This window comes from Enterococcus sp. MMGLQ5-1 (genome assembly GCF_013155265.1).
Lineage (GTDB): Bacteria > Bacillota > Bacilli > Lactobacillales > Streptococcaceae > MMGLQ5-1.
The window spans coordinates 123,976-143,145 of the sequence record NZ_JABJXU010000007.1 but is presented as its reverse complement, the minus strand read 5'-3'; the positions used below and the strand labels follow the sequence as shown (position 1 = coordinate 143,145).

At 35.9% G+C, this 19,170-nt stretch carries 14 protein-coding genes; 13 read left to right on the top strand and 1 reads right to left on the bottom strand.

Annotated elements, in window-relative coordinates; all coding sequences use genetic code 11:
- Positions 1–11: 11 nt before the first annotated feature.
- Positions 12–770: a LytTR family DNA-binding domain-containing protein gene (locus HOY35_RS08745; protein ID WP_172212487.1), complete on the bottom strand. Its 759-nt coding sequence runs from the start codon at positions 768–770 to the stop codon at positions 12–14.
- A 295-nt stretch (positions 771–1,065) separates the two neighbouring features.
- On the opposite strand from HOY35_RS08745, the gene HOY35_RS08740 reads away from it, so the two are divergent.
- The 13 genes from HOY35_RS08740 to HOY35_RS08680 all read left to right on the top strand — a co-directional run bounded on the left by HOY35_RS08740 (position 1,066) and on the right by HOY35_RS08680 (position 19,137).
- The gene (locus HOY35_RS08740) at positions 1,066–3,342 is read left to right on the top strand and encodes a bacterial Ig-like domain-containing protein (RefSeq protein ID WP_172285827.1); all 2,277 of its coding nucleotides are present in this window, start codon (positions 1,066–1,068) and stop codon (positions 3,340–3,342) included.
- A 283-nt stretch (positions 3,343–3,625) separates the two neighbouring features.
- Entirely contained in the window at positions 3,626–4,087 is a 462-nt protein-coding gene (locus HOY35_RS08735) for a MarR family winged helix-turn-helix transcriptional regulator (protein ID WP_172212485.1), read from the top strand.
- 158 nt (positions 4,088–4,245) lie between these two features.
- Positions 4,246–4,770 carry a GNAT family N-acetyltransferase gene (locus HOY35_RS08730; protein ID WP_172212483.1) on the top strand — a complete coding sequence of 175 codons (525 nt, stop codon included), beginning with the start codon at positions 4,246–4,248 and terminating at the stop codon, positions 4,768–4,770.
- 133 nt (positions 4,771–4,903) lie between these two features.
- Positions 4,904–5,995, top strand: a complete 1,092-nt coding sequence (locus HOY35_RS08725) for an SLC13 family permease (protein WP_172212481.1) — start codon at positions 4,904–4,906, stop codon at positions 5,993–5,995.
- 150 nt (positions 5,996–6,145) lie between these two features.
- On the top strand, positions 6,146–7,030 hold the full coding sequence (locus HOY35_RS08720; RefSeq protein ID WP_172212479.1) for a diacylglycerol kinase family protein: 885 nt from the start codon (positions 6,146–6,148) through the stop codon (positions 7,028–7,030).
- Positions 7,031–7,217: 187 nt separating this feature from the next.
- On the top strand, positions 7,218–9,008 hold the full coding sequence (locus tag HOY35_RS08715) for a sigma-54-dependent Fis family transcriptional regulator (RefSeq protein ID WP_349627498.1): 1,791 nt from the start codon (positions 7,218–7,220) through the stop codon (positions 9,006–9,008).
- A gap of 307 nt (positions 9,009–9,315) precedes the next feature.
- Complete coding sequence (gene lpdA, locus HOY35_RS08710; RefSeq protein ID WP_172212470.1) at positions 9,316–10,668, top strand: dihydrolipoyl dehydrogenase; 1,353 nt, start codon at positions 9,316–9,318, stop codon at positions 10,666–10,668.
- A gap of 21 nt (positions 10,669–10,689) precedes the next feature.
- Positions 10,690–11,658 carry a thiamine pyrophosphate-dependent dehydrogenase E1 component subunit alpha gene (locus HOY35_RS08705; protein WP_172212468.1) on the top strand — a complete coding sequence of 323 codons (969 nt, stop codon included), beginning with the start codon at positions 10,690–10,692 and terminating at the stop codon, positions 11,656–11,658.
- Positions 11,659–11,679: 21 nt separating this feature from the next.
- Positions 11,680–12,705: an alpha-ketoacid dehydrogenase subunit beta gene (locus tag HOY35_RS08700; RefSeq protein ID WP_172212466.1), complete on the top strand. Its 1,026-nt coding sequence runs from the start codon at positions 11,680–11,682 to the stop codon at positions 12,703–12,705.
- Between the two features lie 15 nt (positions 12,706–12,720).
- Positions 12,721–13,977: a dihydrolipoamide acetyltransferase family protein gene (locus HOY35_RS08695; protein WP_172212464.1), complete on the top strand. Its 1,257-nt coding sequence runs from the start codon at positions 12,721–12,723 to the stop codon at positions 13,975–13,977.
- A 365-nt stretch (positions 13,978–14,342) separates the two neighbouring features.
- Positions 14,343–15,389, top strand: coding sequence for a 2,3-butanediol dehydrogenase (locus tag HOY35_RS08690; RefSeq protein ID WP_172212462.1), 1,047 nt, complete (start codon positions 14,343–14,345; stop codon positions 15,387–15,389).
- A gap of 227 nt (positions 15,390–15,616) precedes the next feature.
- Entirely contained in the window at positions 15,617–17,356 is a 1,740-nt protein-coding gene (locus tag HOY35_RS08685; RefSeq protein WP_172212460.1) for an ABC transporter ATP-binding protein, read from the top strand.
- Positions 17,357–17,358: 2 nt separating this feature from the next.
- A complete protein-coding gene (locus HOY35_RS08680; RefSeq protein WP_172212458.1) occupies positions 17,359–19,137 on the top strand; it encodes an ABC transporter ATP-binding protein in 1,779 nt (592 codons plus the stop codon).
- The last annotated feature ends 33 nt before the right edge of the window (positions 19,138–19,170 follow it).

The window sequence follows — 19,170 nt, the reverse complement described above, 5'->3', positions numbered from 1 at the left end:
AAATTACCTTTCTAATCAGTTTTATTTTTTATTTTAGTAATTATTTTAGGGCTGAGATATAATTCATCATTATTCTTAAATTGCAGCAAGCCATCGTTAACCGATAGCATATTAATATTTGTACTATTTATAATATGTGATTTTAAATTTAAGATGAATGGTGGATCTGGTAGCTCTTTTTTGATTTTATTTAATGAGCCATTAACAATTAGCTCTTTGTTGATGGTTTTTAGTAAAAGTCCATTTCTAAGTCCAGGGATAACCGAAAAATAGAGTATTTGATTGAGCAATATTAGAAAGGTTCGATCATTATCGTTCAGCATAATTGTTTTATTAGAAATCTCGGCATCACGAATAAATTCTGCTTCAATATTACTAAATACCTCCATTAGTTTAAATGACATGATTTCGTGGTCAGCCTCTTTAACTAGATAGGCTTCTGGAAAAATACCTTTATTTATAATCTGAATTGCTTTATTTTCTAGGGAAGTTAAATAGATAATTTTACAAGCTTTATTGTTGGTTCGGATAAGGTTACCAAAATCCAATCCATCCATATAGCTTTGTAATTGAATATCAATTATAAAAATATCAAAATCTCGAATAACCATATTTTCAATATTTTTATAAAAATTGACGAGATTATTAACCTCGACAATATTAAGCTGTAAATATTTAAGATGATTTTGAACATTATTCAGTAATAATGCTTTGGTGGAGTTTCTGAAGGCAAAATCGTCTTCAATAAGATAGATACTAGAATTTATCATAGATATACCACACTCTCTGCTGATGGGAAGAAAATCGATTGTTAGTGCTCATTCCATATGTCTATTTAATAATATATTTAAATGATTAAATAAAAAAGTTATATTTAAAAATTTTTTATCGAATAAATGAAAAAAGAAACAAAAAAAGCTTAAAAGTAATTGATAGCGCTTCCAAATTAATGAAAAGTGCTGCTAGAGAAATTATAATATTCATATTGTATAAATAATGACTTAAAGAGTTATTTTTATCGCAGTTACGATTTACTAAAATTTAAAAAGGCAGGAATGAATGGACATGAAAAAAAAATTATTATCTTTATTTACAGCTACGTTCTTACTTTGTACTTCAACTTTGGATTCAATTTCAGTGATGGCTGAAACGAGTTTAGCTGAACCTGAAGTAAGTAAAGTAAAGGATTCTGATGGTGAAATCAAACAGTCAGAAGTGGCTGCAGCTGCAGCTGCAGCAACAGCAACTAATGAGGCAGGGGATGATGGAGCAAAAATATCGTTAGATAATAATCCAAGTCTCCTGGCGGAAACAGCTATTGACCCAGCTGACATTGTTTTTACTAACAATGTTCCAACAAAGGCAATTAATTCTAATACAGGAATTGACTTTAATTGGGCGATTTCGACAGTTAAAGGTGAAAAAGAGGTCCACACAGGTGATAAGATTGTTTTAAATATTTCCTCAGCGGGTCTAGATTATACTACGGTGAAGTTTTCAAATGGTTCAACTACTATGGAAAATTTCCAGCTGAGTACTGATTCAGACAATAACCAGATTATTTTAACGTATATTGGTAGTGGTATGACTTTTACCAGCTCAACACCGACAGTGATCACTCTTTCAGGCAGTCCAACAAAAACGGCGGAAAATACTGATAAAACCGTTACTTATCCATTTACTTCACAGTTTATTTCGCAAGCTGGTCAAACGGTTGACTATACTGCTGCTAATATGGTTTTGTCTGTTTTAAATAATAATACTGGGTATAATATATTAGGTGGCGGTAGTTTTGGTACTAACGTTTGGGGTGAGTTGCCTGCAATTAGTGATAAATATCAAGCGAATGATGCAAAAGCAAATTCAGCTGGAATTTTTGAATACTACTATACACAGGGAGCACAGATATGGACCTCTGGATTTTTTAATAGTATAGGCCATGATTATGAGGAAAGTGATGGACCGTATACCTTTACTGTTACAACGAATTATCCGATAGAAACAAGCTCAATCAAGCTTTCAAGAGGTAAGATTTCTGGTTTTATTGATGGGAGTGATCGGTATTCAGTAAATTGGTTGCCAGGGAATTATGGCTTTACGGTTACATTTCCAAAATTAATTAATGGTGCAGCCTTTGCTACAAATTATTATGTGATTACCGGTGATGATTCGAATGGTGCAAAGGTTGAAATTAGTACCACTTTAACAAATGGTGAGGGTACAGTCATTATGGATGGACAGAAGGGGACTGGTGTATATAAATACGTTCCTAACGGTGCATTTATTCCAGTAATTAATACAAGCGATGCAAAGGTTTATACGACTGATCCAGCTTTAGATCTTAAATCGTTAGCGACTGCCTCAGATCAAACTGACGGAGACATTACAAAATTTATTGAAATTCAAGATGATGGTGGTTTTAATCAAGCAGTTGCAGGGGAATATACCATTACTTACTATGTGGAAAATAAGGCGGGCAATACAGCTATAGAAACAGCTACAGTGACAGTACTGCAGGATCAACAAGCCATCAATGGTGAGGACTTCTCAATGTATGTTGGTGATTCAGAGCCGACTGCTGACAGCTTTAAAGCGAGTGCGACAGATAAGACAGGTGCTGTATCAGTGGTAAGTATTGATTTATCCAAGGCAGATTTGAGCACGGCTGGTGAATATGAGGTTGTCATTACGAGTGCTGATGGTCAAACGAAGACTGTTAAGCTAACGGTTAAGGCGAACGAACAAAGCATCAATGGTGAGGACTTCTCAATGTATGTTGGTGATTCAGAGCCGACTGCTGACAGCTTTAAAGCGAGTGCGACAGATAAGACAGGTGCTGTATCAGTGGTAAGTATTGATTTATCCAAGGCAGATTTGAGCACGGCTGGTGAATATGAGGTTGTCATTACGAGTGCCGATGGTCAAACGAAGACTGTTAAGCTAACGGTTAAGGCGAACGAACAAAGCATCAATGGTGAGGATTTCTCAATGTATGTTGGTGATTTAGAGCCGACTGCTGACAGCTTTAAAGCGAGTGCGACAGATAAGACAGGTGCTGTATCAGCGGTAAGTATTGATTTATCCAAGGCAGATTTGAGCACGGCTGGTGAATATGAGGTTGTCATTACGAGTGCCGATGGTCAAACGAAGACTGTTAAGCTAACGGTTAAGGAAAAACCACTTGATCCTAAGTCAAAGGATAGTACTTCAGCTTCAACTAGTAAAAAGGATTCAGAAAGTTTACCACAAACCAGTGAAGTTAAAACGAGTGTTAGCGTTATTGCGGGGATCTTAACAGTGCTTGCTTCATTTGTTTTATTTAGAAGAAAGAATAAACAATAATTTTAAACGAGAAATTTATCCGAGTATCCTTAGCTTGATATATAGTTAGGCATTGCTTTCTATATAAATATAAACGGGGGTGGGACTTTTGTCCCACCTCCTTTTTTTGCGTGAAGCTTTTTAAATTAACCAATCTTAGAAAGTTAAACTTAATTTATTTGAGAAAAATATTTAGATAAAATGCCATTTCAATCCGAAAACACCTGCTTGATTTTCAAGTGCTGCTGTGCTATTTTTAAATTAGTTGACATTTCAACTAATTTCGAGGCAAAGGAGCAATTAATTGGAACAATCGGCTTCAAATTTATTAAGATTTATCGGTACAATATCTAGGGCAATAAATTCTCAAGCGGACAAAAAATACAGACAGTTAAATTTACAAAAGGGTCAGTATCTATTTTTGACGAGAATTTGTGAAAACCCAGAGATTAATTTATCGGAATTATCCAATTTGTTAAAGGTGGATAAGACAACTACGACGAAGGCTGTTAATAAGCTAGAAGAAATTGGCTATATTTGGAAAAGAAAAAATAGTCATGATCAGAGGAAATTTCAATTATTTCCAACAAATGAAGGGTTATTAGTTTACGATATTATTCTTGCAGAAGAAAGGCTACAGCAGAAAATTATTGTGGCATCTTTGAGTGAAAATGAAATAGAAATGGTAACCAATTTGATAGAAAAAATGAGTGACAGTGTTGAAAACTATTGGTTAGCTAGCGATACTAGCTTAGCTAAAAAATAATTATTTAACCTTTCTGCTTTATTGATAAATTAAATTACTAAACAGTAGATTTTGATTAAATAATTAGTTTTAAAGGTCACTAAGAATATAATTAGACAAATTAGGAATATGGTTTAAACGTTTATTTAATTTTAAAAATTATAAGGAGGTCTACAATTATGTCTATAATTGTTGAGAGTGCTGGTAGGAAAGATTTGAGCGAGATATTATTAATTCTAAACAGAGCCAAAAGACTCTTAGAGGCGTCGGGTTCGCCACAATGGTCTGAGGATGATTCTCCAACTAAGGAATCAATTTCTAAAGCCTTGGATAAAAATAATATATATATATTAAAGATAAATGAAAAAATAGTTGGAACAGCTATATTAACTAATGAACCAGAGCCAGCCTATGAATTAATAAAATATGGTTCGTGGGATAAGCTTGAGCGTAATTATTATTCTATTCATCGATTTGCGATTGATCCTTTAGAGAGCGGTAAGGGCTATGCAAAGCTTTTTTTCAGCTTATTAACCGTTATCGCTAAAGAAAAAGGTGCTATTGATATTAGAGTAGATACTCATCCAATCAATAAGGCTATGCAAAAAGTAATATTAAATAATGGCTATTGTTTTAAAGGTATTATTAATTTACCAATAAAAAATGGTGAACGCTTTGCTTATGAAAAAGTATTAGGCGAATGATGCTTTTACTACTATAAAAATAATTATGGCCTTGTTTAAATTAGGTAAGTAATATCAGTATTAGTTATTTTTTATAGTCATTATTATTTTGGATGATTTATAATGAAATAATATGAAATGGAGATAATTTGAAATGCTATTAAAAAGAATATTTCACGACAGAATACTGATTATTACATTTATTATTGTTTTATTTTTAGGCTTTTTTAAATTGCCAAAAATGGCTGATATTGATTTAAAAACGATTATTTCTTTATTAAATCTACTTTTTTGTGTCAAAATAATGGAAAATAAAGGTTACCTAAATTTTTTAGCTTATAAGATTTCTAAAGGAATTCACAGCTCAAGGCAATTAACCTTTAAATTTGCCATATTAAGCTTTTTTTGTTCAATGCTTGTAACGAATGATATTGCAATTTTAACTCTGATACCGATTTTTTTAGTAATAGCAAATTTGCATCAGATGAAAAAAATTTATCCAATTACACTGATTACGATTGCTGCGAACTTGGGGAGCGCAGTCACACCCTTTGGCAATCCCCAAAATCTTTATCTTTATAATCATTTTGATGTAAGCCTGCGAGAATTTTTTGCTGCCTCGGCAATTTTAGGCAGCGTTAGTTTATTGCTTTTGCTACTATTTACCCTTTTTGCTGAAAAGCTTGAGCTTGGCTCAAAAGGCTTAGACGAGTATCGTGCAGATGAACGACATGCTGTTTTATTTTTGATTACTCTTTTAATTGCTATTTTAGGAATATTATCCATTATTCCAATTTGGCTTAGCTTGACTGCTACTATTTGTTTTATTTTATGTGATGATAAAAAAGTAATATTTCAAATTGACTATTCATTAATTTTTATTTTTATTGGCTTCTTTTTTGCCGTCAGCTCATTGAAGCAAATTCCATTTTTCACACAATTAATTAGTGCTATATGTAATGGTAACTATTCAACCTATTTTACTACTATTTTAGTGAGTCAGCTAATTAGTAATGTTCCAGCTGCGGTTTTGATGTCAAGCTATTCCTCTGCATTTTTGCCGGTTTTTTTGGGTGCTAACGTTGGTGGTTTAGGGACTATGATTGCTTCATTAGCTAATTTATTAGCCCTTAAGCAATATAATAAAGATGAGAATGCTGATATGAAGGAGTTTGTAGTTACATTTTCCAAAATTAATTTTTTATTATTAATCCTTTTAGGCGGCATAATGCTAATGTTTTTTTAATGGCTGAATGCTTGCTTACAATATTTTAAATCGAAATTATAATAGTTTTTAATGATATTATTTTTTATTTCTGATATGTGATATGATATGGAAAAGAGTAGCTCTTGATGATAAATTTTTTGAATACTATTGATTGTGAGGTGAGCTGCCATGAATCAGCAAAAATACGGTATTTTTTTTAATATTAATGCAGGAGATGGCAAGGCTGAACAGGCTGCAAATCAGCTGAAGGAAAAGTTAAGTGAAGCTGGAATCACTGGCTGTTTTATCACAGGAAAGAGTGAGACAGAATCAATTGCTAGGTTAGCTGAAATTTTAGATACTTTGGACGCATTGATTGCAATTGGTGGTGACGGCACGCTTAGCTTGGCGATTACAGCTTTATTAAAGGCTAATAAATCAATTCCCTTTGGCATTATTCCTGCAGGAACAGTCAATAATTTTGCTAAACGCTTTCAAATTCCTTTGGAGGTTGAGGCTGCCATTGCAGTGATTGTGGCTGGGTGTCAACAATCCGTAGGAATTGGCAAATGTGATAATGGGCAAGCCATAGTCAGCTCACTTGCATTAGGTAATCTAGCTGATTTATCCAATGAGGTCAGGCAGAAGGATAAGCAAAGATTTGGCAAGATTGTCTATTTTATTGAGGCGCTTCGTCGAATTGGCAAAAATAAGTCCTATCGAATTGAATATCAAATTGATGGTCAGGTGAGAAAAGAGTTAAAAACTTGGTTTGCCTTATTAACAACAACTTCATCAATTGGCGGGCATATTTATAGCGATCCTGCTCCGACAAAGCTTCATTTGAGTGTGCTAAATAATATTAGCTTTAGCCAGATAATTCCTTATATCTATTTTGGCTTAACGGGCAAACTAAATCATTCTAAGGCAATCACTTATCTTACAATGAATGAATTAAAATTGAGCTCTAAGGACGGTGCTGAAGTGATTGTTAGAATTGATGGTGATAAAGGCCCTGCTTTACCAATTCAAATTACCTATCTTGAAGCTTTTTTATCCTTATTTGTACCTTGAGTTTGAGCCTGAAATAAGTTTTGCGATTGCTGATGATTGAAAATTATATTTTAAAGCCTTTTTTTGATAATAATGTGGCTTAGGCGTAGAATTGAAATTAAAGGTGTGCTACATAAAAATGTAAGTGTTTTCAAAAACGATAAATCAGCTATTTGTTCTAAGTATGCTATTAAAGGAGATGATAATTGTGGCAAGTGAAGAAAATTCAGTAATCACACATAATAGCCGCATTCCTTTTAGGCTTTCGCCGAAGGTTGCAAGCTCTTGGGAGTTTTGCTTTAAGCATCAAGTTAATCCATTAGCCACTCGACCAGAAAAAATATTAGACTATAAAGAATTACAGGTAAAACAGCGAGCTAATAAGGAGCTAATCCGTTGTGTCAAAAATGAATTAGATCGTTTAGAGCAGAAGCTGAAGGTACGAAGACCACTTTTTGTCTTAACGGACAATGAGGGCAATATTTTGTGGCGAACTGGAAATTATCAAGCTAAAGATTATGCTAATGAAATTGCGTTTCAAGAAGGTAGCAACTGGTCAGAGTTACAGGTAGGTACGAATGCAATCGGGATGGCATTACGAACTAAGGAAGCCTCATTTTTATCGCTAGACGAACATTTTTCGAAAGCTTCGCAGCACTGGAGCTGTGCTGCGTCACCGATTTTAGATGAGAATGATCAAATTTTAGGTGTATTAGACATTTCAACCTATCAAAACCAATCTGCAAAGGATGCTCTGATTTTATTAACCGTTTTGACTGAGCGGGTTGCTAATCAAATGATGAAGTATCATTTTGCTCAAAGAAATACTTTATTAGAAATTGCAATGAATGATTTTGAGGAGGTCTATTATTGTGATTCGCATTACCGCCTTATCAAGCTACCACGCAATGCCGCCCTTGACTTTCATCTGGGTACAGATATTCGAGATAGTATTGATGATAAAACGATTTATAATCAAACCTCAATTTTAAGTAATCAAGAATTAATTGGCTATAAGTATAAAATATACTCTGGCACTCAGCCGCCTGTTCGTCAGACAAAAAGCTACTATTATCCGGGAGTAGCTAGTCAAAGTAAAAAATATCAAGCATTTCTTAGTGATGTCCTTAAGGTTTCTAATAGTGACTTACCAATCCATATTTTTGGTGAATCTGGTAGTGGTAAAGAAATTATTGCTAAAACGATTCATTATAATAGTGCGATGAGTAAGGGTGAATTAATTGCGATTAATTGTGGTGCCGTCAGTGAAAGCCTGCTGGAAAGTGAATTATTTGGTTATGCAGCGGGTGCTTTTACTGGAGCGAATGCCAAGGGCTTCAAGGGTAAGCTAGAGCAGGCAAATGGTGGTACATTATTTTTAGATGAAATTGATAGTATGCCTGAAAAAATGCAGCAGGTTTTATTAAGGGTTCTTGAGGACAAGCTAGTGACACCAATCAGCGGTAAGCCAGTGGTAACTAATTTTCGCTTGGTCACGGCCAGTAATAAGGACCTGAAAGCACTTGTCAAGGCTGGTAAATTTCGAGAAGATTTGTTCTATCGCATCTATGTCTGCAGCCTAGATATACCACCATTAAGAGCGCATATTGAGGATTTACGACCACTCGTCGAGCAATATGCAATTCAACATGGGTGGTTGATTGATTGGCAAGAAAAATTAATCAAGGTTGCTGAAACTTATCCTTGGTACGGTAATATTCGAGAATTTAATAATTTTCTAGCGCGCGCCTCCATCTTTTATCGGAATGCTGAGCCCTCCGTTGTTGAGTTGAGTCAATTGATTCAATCAGGCATCGTCTATCAAGCCATAGACCAAGAAGCACCAGCCTCATCTGAAACAGTTGATCAGAAGGTGAAAATTCAACGAGCGCTTGAAAAGAATTTCTTTAATATGACAAAAACGGCTAAATATCTTGAGATTTCTCGTGCAACCCTTTATCGTTGGCTGAAGAAATATGAAATCGTGATTGAGTCCTAAGCCTAAAATTGAGCAGATAACTGATAATCTGCTCAATTTTTTTAGTGAATTTGCGATAAATTGTATCACTGCGACACTTTGTTTCAGCCTAAGTGTCTCGTGATTTACAAATATTTGGTAGCGCTTACAATAATATGGTTTTCAATTAATTATATAAAAAATATTTTTAATTATACTGAGTTGGGAAATACTGATTATATCAGTGTTTCCCATTTTTTATTTAACTAGGTTTGAATTTTTGAAAAGTTGGCTTGGTTTTTGCTAAGAGAATGATGAAAGCAATTATTCTGACCAAGGAGGGATAGAAATGGCAAATTATGACTTAATTGTCATTGGTGCTGGACCTGGTGGCTATGTCGCCGCAATTCGGGCAGCGCAATTTGGAAAAAAAGTAGCAGTGATTGAAAAGAATAAAATTGGTGGCACCTGCTTAAATGTCGGTTGTATTCCATCAAAAAGCTATATTCAACACGCTCATTGGTTACTTTCAATAGCGGAAGCCAATCAATTTGGGATTGAATCTACAATTACAGATATTGCGTTTCCAAAATTAGTTGAACGTAAAAATCAGGTTGTGCAAACCTTACAATCAGGAATCCATCACCTATTTCAATCTAACCATATTGATTATATTGAGGGTGAGGCGGAATTGATATCAAATCACCAGGTTAAAGTTGGTAATCAAAAATTGGCAACAAAAAAATTATTGATTGCAACAGGAGGGAGACCCTTTGTCCCACCAATTAATGGCATTGATGAGACACCACATGAGACAACTGATACATTTTTCTCAATGACAGAATTACCAAAGAAACTTGTTGTTATTGGTGGTGGGATAATTGCAGTTGAATTGGCATTTGCGATGCAGCCCTTGCAGGTTGAGGTGACTTTGGTCGAAGTCGCAACAGATATTTTATTAACTGAAGATGAAGACGTTCGGAAAATCATTAAGAAAAAGTTAACAAAAATGGGTATTCATATAATCACTTCAGCTAAAATCCAAAAGGTAGCGGCAGGAAAAATTGTATTGGATACAGAAACGATTGATTTTGATAAATTGTTGGTAGCAGCAGGGAGAAAAGCCAATTTAAGCTTAGCTGGTCAATTATCCCTAAAATTAGATGAAGCAAGCCGTTTTGTAAAGGTTGATGAAAATTATCAAACAAGTTTAGCTGATGTCTATGCGATTGGCGACTTGATTGGTGGTTATCAGCTGGCTCATGTCGCTAGTCATGAAGGCATTCGTGCAGTTGAGGTTATGTTTGGCAACCCACAATTTCCAGTAGATTTAACAGCTGTGCCACGTTGCTTGTATACGAGTCCAGAAGTGGCAAGTTTTGGCTTATCTGAAGCACAGGCACGTGATGCCTATCCAGAAATTGTCGTTAAAACGATGCCGTTTGCTAGTAATGGTAAGGCGATTGCAGCTCTTGAAACAGAAGGCTTTGTCAAAATTATTAGTGAAACTAAATACCATCAAATCCTAGGTGCTGTGATTGTTGGTAGTCATGCAACAGAAATGATTCATACAATTTTAGCGGTTAAGGAAGCAGAAGGTACTGTAGACGAAATTAGTAAAGTTATTTTTGCTCACCCAACGATGTCAGAAGTGATTGGTGAAACAGCAAATGGTATATTTGGCAAAGCGATTCATGGTTAATTTATAAGGAGGAAATGAATAATGAAGAAATTGACAAAAGATCAAGCAAAATGGATTTTAAAAACAATGTACGATATTCGAAATTTTGAAAATGAAGTACATCGGATTTTTACAAGTGGTGAAATTCCAGGTTTTGTCCATCTATATGCAGGTGAAGAAGCTGTCGCAACAGGTGTTTGTGCCCATTTAACAAGTGATGATTATATCACGAGTACCCACAGAGGTCATGGTCACTGTATTGCCAAGGGCTGTGATTTAGATGGCATGATGGCAGAAATTTATGGTAAGGAAACAGGTCTTTGTAAAGGTAAAGGCGGTTCAATGCATATTGCCGATATTGATAAGGGAATGCTTGGTGCGAATGGTATGGTTGGTGGTGGCTTCCCAATCGCTGTTGGTGCTGGCTTAAGAAATAAATATTTAAAGACAAAGGATGTTGCGGTTTGCTTCTTTGGTGATGGTGCTGCTAATGAAGGTACTTTCCACGAAGGCATTAATATGGCATCGATTTGGGATTTACCAGTTGTCTTTGTCAATGAAAATAATTCTTTCGCAGAAGCAACACCTCAATGGTATTCTTCAGGCTCTAAAACGATTGCTGAAAGAGCTGCTGCCTATGGCATTCCAGGTGTAACAGTGGATGGTGATGATATTTTTGCCGTCTATGAAGCTGCAGGCGAAGCAATTGATCGTGCCCGTAATGGCGAAGGCCCTACCATTGTTGAATGTGTAACTTATCGAAATTATGGTCACTTTGAAGGTGATGAGCAAAAATATAAAGCAACAGAGGGTGATGAGTTAAAGCGTGCTGAACGTGATTGTATTACAGAATTTATTGATAAAGCAATTGAAAAGAAACTATTAACGAGAAAAGAAGTAGATGAAATTTCAGCACAGTCTACAGCCGATACTGAACATGCCATTCAGTTTGCTCATGAAAGCTCTGTACCACGTCCAGAAGCCTTATATGAAGATGTTTTTGCGAACTAATCGAGAAGGAGTGAATCTAAAATGACAAGAAAAGCTACATTTATGAAAGCAATCAATGAAGGTTTAGAACAAGCGATGGAAAAAGATGATCGTGTGATTTTACTTGGTGAAGATATAGCAGGTGGTGCTGACGTGCCTCATTTAGGTGATACAGATGCTTGGGGTGGTGTCTTCGGTGTCACTAAGGGGCTTGCCCCAAAATTTGGCCGTGAAAGAGTTATCGATACACCAATTTCTGAAATGGGCTATATGGGTGCTGCAGTCGGTGCTGCCGCAACTGGTCTCAGGCCTGTACCTGAGTTAATGTTTAATGATTTCATTGGTTTTTGTTTGGATACAATTTTGGCGCAGGGTTCAAAAATGCGCTATATGTTTGGTGGCAAAGCGAAAATTCCAATGACGATTCGGACTTGTCATGGTGCAGGTGCGAGTGCTGCTGCACAACACTCAGGCTCATACTATGGCATGCTTGGCTCAATTCCGGGTGTTAAGGTTGTTGTACCATCAAATCCTTATGATGCCAAAGGTCTATTATTGGCAGCGATTGAGGATGATAATATTGTTGTTTTCTCAGAGGATAAAACACTTTATGGTCTAAAAGGTGAAGTACCAGAAGAATATTACAAAGTAGAAATTGGTAAGGCAAAGGTTAAGCAAGAAGGTAGTGATTTAACAATTGTTACAATTGGTAAAATGCTATATGTTGCCTTAGAAGTTGCAGATAAGCTGGCAAAAGACGGTGTGTCAGTTGAAGTCATTGATTTAGTGACAGTTGCACCTTGGGATGAAGCAACAGTTCTTGAATCGGTTAAAAAGACTGGTCGTCTCATTGTTATTGATGAAGCTAATCCTCATAATAATGTCGCAACTGATATTGCATCAGTTGTTAGTGATAAAGCATTTGATTATTTAGATGGACCGGTGAAATGTGTTTGTGCTCCAAATACACCGGTACCCTTTGCGACTAATTTAGAACAATTGTATTTACCAAATGCTGATCGTGTTTTAGAAACAGCAAGTGAATTAATAGATGACTTAAAGAAATAAGGAGGTGTAAAATAAATGGCAACGGAAATTATTATGCCTAAACTTGGGCTCACCATGACAGAAGGTACTGTCGATGAATGGTTAAAAAATGAAGGCGATAGCATCTCAAAAGGCGATATTGTTTGTAGTATTAGTTCAGAAAAGCTAACACATGATGTTGAGGCACCAGTGGATGGTGTTTTGATAAAAATTGTTGTTCCAGCAGGGGATGAGGTAGAATGTCAAGCGCCAATTGGTTATATTGGTGAAGCAGGTGAAGCGATTGATGGTCAGGATACAAATTCGTCAGTAGTCAATGAAGCTGCTGAACCATTACCTGAAACAGTAGCTATAGCTGAAGCAGCGACTGCTGAATCGCTAGCATCAGCAGTTACTGCGCCTGTTACTAATCATTCAGAGGGGACACGAATTTTCATTACACCTTTGGCGCGTAAAATGGCAAAAGAAAATGGCTATGATATTTCGGCTATTTCAGGTACAGGTGGCAATGGTCGGATTACTAGACGTGATGTGGAAAGGTATCAACCAGTTGCAAATGCAACTCAGACCAGTGAAGTGTCATCTGTTCAAGCAGCAGCATCATTCGGTGCTGGTTTAAGTGGCATGCGCAAAACCATTGCAGAACGGATGATGACAAGTATTCAAACGACTGCACAAGTGACGATTCATCAAAAAGCCGACTTAACTAAGCTTTTGATTTTCAAAAAAGAGCTCAAAGCCAAAGCAGATTTACCATTAGCTGATGGTCAAACAAGTATTACAACTTTACTATCGCGAGCAGTTATTTTAGCACTTAAGGAAACGCCAGCAATGAATGCATGGTACAAAGATGGTAGCTATGAAAAAAAAGAGGCTGTTCATTTAGGAATGGCAGTTGCAGTTGCAGATGGTCTCGTTGTACCAGTTGTTGAAGATGCCGACCGTAAGACATTAACGAATTTAGCAAAATCATTAAATCAGCGTATTTCACAAGCGAGAGCAGGCACTTTGGCTGGCAAGCATTATACGGGTTCGACCTTTACGATTAGTAATCTCGGTAAAAGCGGGGTAGAGTATTTTACACCGATTATCAACTCACCTGAGATTGGCATTTTAGGTGTTGGCTCCTTACAAAAAGAGCTGGCCTTTGATGAAAATCGTGAAATCATTGAAATTTCAAAATTACCTTTAAGCTTGACCTTTGATCATCAAATTATTGATGGCTCACCAGCAGCAGAATTCCTAGGAAAAGTTATCTTCTATTTGGAGCATCCATATAGCTTAATTCTATGATTGAGTTAATATTAAAATGGCAAAGGAGGTGGGACAAAAGACGTTTAACGACGTAGAAAATTAGGAAATTGATGGCATTTGCTTGCAAATGTTCGGGAATTTGTCTATTTTCCTAGTCTTTGTCGCATTGTCCCCCGTAAATTACGAACAATATGAAAGGAGTTAGGACTTTTGTCCCAACCCCTTTTTTAGCATCAATATTGTCTCAAATGGATCCATTTTGTTGCAAAATGTATCATTAATTAGTGTAAAATATTATTAATATTGATGCTAATATTAACTTTTAGGCATGGCATGCTAATTGCTTATTCTTTCTTGTTTTAGTGAAATACTGAAATTAATTTAATTTTGTGGAGGAATTTAAGATGAAGGCAGCAGTTTGGCATGCAAAAAAGGATGTAAGAGTTGAAGCGGTTGATATAAAGCCATGTGGCGCAGATGAGGTACGTGTAAAGGTTGCATTCACTGGTATGTGTGGTTCTGATTTGCACGAATACTTAGAAGGTCCAATTTTTATTCCGACCGATGCGCCTAATCAATTTACTGGGAAGACTGCTCCAATTGTGATGGGACATGAGTTTTCTGGTGTCGTAGACCAAATTGGTGCAGAGGTCGAAAATGTGAAGCTTGGTGATCGAGTAGCTATTTATCCAACCTTATCCCATGAAAAAAAATCAGAAGATGTTGATATATACGATGGCTATAATTTTATTGGCTTCGCTCGAGATGGCGGCTTTGCTGAGTATTGTACTCTACCAGCGACATCAGTTTATCAAATTCCAGATAATATGAGCTTTGAACAAGGGGCACTTGTTGAGCCAACTGCGGTTGCTGTTCAAGCCTGCAAGGAAGGCTCTGTAAAGTTTGGTGATAAGGTGGCCATTTTTGGTGCGGGTCCGATTGGCTGTTTAATTACAGCAGCGGCGAAGGCGGCGGGTGCTGTTGAGATTATCGTCTGTGATTTATCAGAGGAACGACTTGCAAAGGCGAAAGAATTAGGTGCAACGACTGTTTTAAACTCGGCTAAAGTTAACGTTGTTGAAATGATTCGTGACCTTACGCATGGTGGTGTCGATGTTGCTTTTGAAGTAGCTGGTGTGGCAATTACCGTTCAACAATCGATTGCAGTGACTAAATCACGTGGTACGATGGTAATTGTTTCAATTTTTGCTCATGAAATTTCCTGGGATCCAATGCAGCTGGTTAATTCTGGTGTGAAGCTTACCTCTACAATTGCTTATAGTCGGACAACTTTTGAACAAACAATTGAAGCAATCGGCACTGGTCAGCTAAAAGTGAGCCCAGTAATTACCAAAAAAATAACACTTGACGAGATCGTTGAGGCTGGCTTTGAAAGCTTAACAATTGATAAAACACAGGCAAAAATTTTAGTTGATTTATCAATTAATTAATTTATTTATGTATTGTAAAAGTATTTTAAAATGTTAAGGCGGCTTGAGATTTATATCAAATGAGTCTTTAGCAATTATTTGATTATATTGAGTGGAGTAATCCACTCTTTTTGTTATCATAATTAGCTTTTGCATCACAATATCCATCATTTTGAATAAGAAAAACCATTTGCTTAATATCTAAATAGAGATACTCTAGAATATATCGTTTAGGAGGTTTAAGCATTATGAATAATTATCAATGGATTTGGCAGTATTCAAAAAAATACCGCTTTAAGATCATTCTTGCACTTATTTTTGTATTATTAAATGCACTTTTAATTATCATCAATCCATTAATTTCAGGAAAAATCATTGATGAGGTTATTGATAATCATCAAATGAATATATTAATTCCACTATTATTAATAATGATTGCTGTTACTTTAGCTAGAACAATCATTCGTTATAGCTACCAGATTTTATTTGAACGTATTAGCCAAAATTCACTTTTTGAATTGCGTAATGATCTGTACCAGAAATTGCAAGGATTAGATTTTAATTTTTTTAATCACACACGAGTTGGAGACATTATGGCAAGGATGACTGGTGATACAGATGCGATTCGTCATTTTATCGCATGGGTTACTTATAATTCTTTAGAGTGTATTCTTTGGTTTATATCAGCCGTCATCGTGATGAGTAGGATTAATCTGCCATTAACGATAGGTCTTTTAATTGTGACACCCTTTATTTTTCTTTTGACACAACGGATGTCAAAGCGCGCGCATCCTCTTTTCTTTGAAATACGTGAAAGCTTTGCCCGCTTAAATTCAATGGTTGAAGAAAATATCGGCGGCAATCGTGTTGTTAAAGCATTTGCACGAGAAGGCTTTGAAATTAATAAGTTTAATCAGCATAATGAAGATTATAAGCAACGTAATATGGCGGCAGCTAAGGTTTCGGGTACTTATTTACCTTTGTTGGACGGCTTAGCAGGTAGCTTAAACCTATTGACTCTCTTTTTTGGTGGGCTCTTGGTAATCAACCGTCAAATGACCTTAGGTGACTTAGTCGCCTTTAATGGCTATCTTTGGATGCTCAATCAGCCAATGCGCATGAGTGGTTGGTTAATTAATGATTTTCAGCGCTTTTCAGCGGCCTGTATTAAAATACGTGAAATGCTAAATGCTGAATCGACAATTCCAGTCATTGAGTCTACTAATTTACTTGAATTAAAAGGCGATATTGTTTTTAAAAATGTCAGCTTTCAATTTGCAGACGATCCAGAGACAAATGTCTTGGAGAATATTTCATTTGAAATCCATTCAGGTGAAACAATCGGTGTGCTAGGTGAAACGGGTTCAGGAAAAACAACCCTAATTAATTTGATTAGCCGTTTTTATGATGCAACAGCAGGTGAAATATTAATTGATGGTCGAAATATTCAAGATTATCCAGTCCGACAATTGCGTGAGCATATTGCAATTGTGATGCAGGATATATTTTTATTCTCTAATACCATCGAAGAAAACATTGCCTTTGGTAATCCTTATGCCGATGAGCATGTGATTCGACAAGTTGCAGAAATTGCCGATGCCCACCACTTTATTTCAAATATGCCAGACGGCTATGAAACGATTATTGGTGAACGTGGGGTAGGTTTATCGGGCGGGCAAAAGCAAAGAATTTCGTTAGCAAGAGCATTAGCAAAAAATCCTGCTATTTTAATTTTAGACGATACGACCTCGGCAGTTGATATGGCAACGGAGTCTAAGATTCAAAGAGATATCGCCAAATTGACTGAAAGTATGACGACCTTTATTATTGCTCATCGAATTTCCTCTGTCCGCAATGCAGATATGATATTAATGATGTCTAAAGGTCAGGTTGTGGAGCGCGGTACTCATACAGCGCTTTTGGCCAAGAAAGGCCTGTATTACGAAGTATATCAAAAACAGCTTGGCTTAAGCAGCGAAAAGGAGTAATAATGGCACGAAATAAATTTGATGTTGATGAAACGCTAGAACAGGAATTTAATTGGTCTTACTATAAAAGGCTAGCTGAATATATCAAACCGTATCGAGCCAGACTTTTTAAGGTTTTAACGATTATTTTGCTTGCAAATACCGCTGGCATGCTTGGACCATATTTTTCAAAAATTGCAATTGATAATGTGATTCCGAATCAAGATTTTTCATTATTAATAAAAATTAGCTTGATTTTTTTAGTATCATTATTTGTTATTGGTTGGTGTATGCGATATCGGATTATCGCTATTACAGAGCTAGGACAAGATGTTTTAAAGGATATGAGGGCATCTATTTTTGTCCATCTGCAGCATCTACCATTTTCTTATTTTGATAATCGACCACATGGAAAAATATTGATTCGAGTTGTAAACTACATTAATACGCTTAGTGATTTATTAAGTAATGGCTTAATTAACTTAATTTCTGATTTATTTAATGTTGTAATTACTTTTGCATTTATGATTTGGATTAATCCAAAACTAACGCTATACAGCTTGGCCTTGCTACCCATTTTATTTTTAATCGTAATGATAATTAAGAAGGAGCAACGGAAGGCATTCCAGCGTTTAAGTAATAAGCAATCCAATTTGAATGCATATATTCACGAGAGCATCTCAGGTATTAAAGTTACCCAGTCATTTGCAAGAGAGCAAGAAAATTTAACCATTTTTAATGATGTGAGTGATGAATATCGTCGCTCATGGATGAGTGCGGCTAAAATTCAATTTTTACTCTGGCCGGGTGTCCAAAATATTTCGGTCATTACAACTGCTTTAATTTATTTTGTGGCAATTCGTCAAGTTGGTGTTGAGGTTTCGACAGGAACCTTAATCGCCTTTCTCAGTTATATAAATAATTTTTGGGATCCAGTGATTAATATTGGAAATTTTTACAATTCTTTAATCACAGCAACGGCATATTTAGAACGGATATTTGAAACAATTGATGAAAAGCCGGATATTGTCGATGCGCCAGAAGCTATTGAATTACCGCTTATTCAAGGAAAAGTTGACTTTAAATCTGTTTCATTTCGCTATGAAGCTGGAAAGAATATTTTAAATGATGTTAGCTTTCATATTGAAGCAGGGGAAAGTGTCGCCTTAGTTGGCCCAACAGGTGCTGGGAAAACAACAATTATTAATCTGTTAAGCCGTTTTTATGATGTTAATGAAGGTGCTGTCTTAATCGATGATTATGATGTTCGAGATGTGACCTTAAATTCGCTTCGCTCTCAGATGGGTGTGATGCTGCAGGATACCTTTATTTTTTCAGGTACGATTATCGATAATATTTTATATGGTAAATTGGATGCGACGGAAGCAGAAGTAATTGCAGCAGCAAAGGTTGTCCATGCACACGATTTTATCATAAATTTAAAGGACGGCTATCACACACAGGTTGAAGAGCGAGGGAGTACGCTATCTTCTGGTCAACGCCAGCTTATTTCATTTGCACGTGCATTGCTTGCTGATCCTAAGATTCTAATTTTAGATGAAGCAACTTCAAGTATTGATACTAAAACGGAAGCATATCTTCAAAAAGGCTTACAAGAATTGCTAAAGGGACGAACATCATTTATTATTGCGCACCGCCTGTCAACCATTGTGAATAGCGATAAAATTTTCTATATTGATAATGGTCAAATTATTGAAGCAGGTAATCATCAAACATTGCTTAATAAAAAAGGTAAGTATTATCAGCTCTATCAATCACAATATAATTTATTGCAAGCTTAATTAAAAAAGTGGTTCGATGAATAATCGAACTGC

Excerpts from the sequence above, each read along its gene's own strand:
- HOY35_RS08745 (WP_172212487.1), bottom strand. The coding sequence starts at position 770 with ATGATAAATTCTAGTATCTATCTTATTGAAGACGATTTTGCCTTCAGA.
- HOY35_RS08740 (WP_172285827.1), top strand. The coding sequence starts at position 1,066 with ATGAAAAAAAAATTATTATCTTTATTTACAGCTACGTTCTTACTTTGT.
- HOY35_RS08730 (WP_172212483.1), top strand. The coding sequence starts at position 4,246 with ATGTCTATAATTGTTGAGAGTGCTGGTAGGAAAGATTTGAGCGAGATA.
- HOY35_RS08725 (WP_172212481.1), top strand. The coding sequence starts at position 4,904 with ATGCTATTAAAAAGAATATTTCACGACAGAATACTGATTATTACATTT.
- HOY35_RS08720 (WP_172212479.1), top strand. The coding sequence starts at position 6,146 with ATGAATCAGCAAAAATACGGTATTTTTTTTAATATTAATGCAGGAGAT.
- lpdA (WP_172212470.1), top strand. The coding sequence starts at position 9,316 with ATGGCAAATTATGACTTAATTGTCATTGGTGCTGGACCTGGTGGCTAT.
- HOY35_RS08705 (WP_172212468.1), top strand. The coding sequence starts at position 10,690 with ATGAAGAAATTGACAAAAGATCAAGCAAAATGGATTTTAAAAACAATG.
- HOY35_RS08700 (WP_172212466.1), top strand. The coding sequence starts at position 11,680 with ATGACAAGAAAAGCTACATTTATGAAAGCAATCAATGAAGGTTTAGAA.
- HOY35_RS08695 (WP_172212464.1), top strand. The coding sequence starts at position 12,721 with ATGGCAACGGAAATTATTATGCCTAAACTTGGGCTCACCATGACAGAA.
- HOY35_RS08690 (WP_172212462.1), top strand. The coding sequence starts at position 14,343 with ATGAAGGCAGCAGTTTGGCATGCAAAAAAGGATGTAAGAGTTGAAGCG.
- HOY35_RS08685 (WP_172212460.1), top strand. The coding sequence starts at position 15,617 with ATGAATAATTATCAATGGATTTGGCAGTATTCAAAAAAATACCGCTTT.
- HOY35_RS08680 (WP_172212458.1), top strand. The coding sequence starts at position 17,359 with ATGGCACGAAATAAATTTGATGTTGATGAAACGCTAGAACAGGAATTT.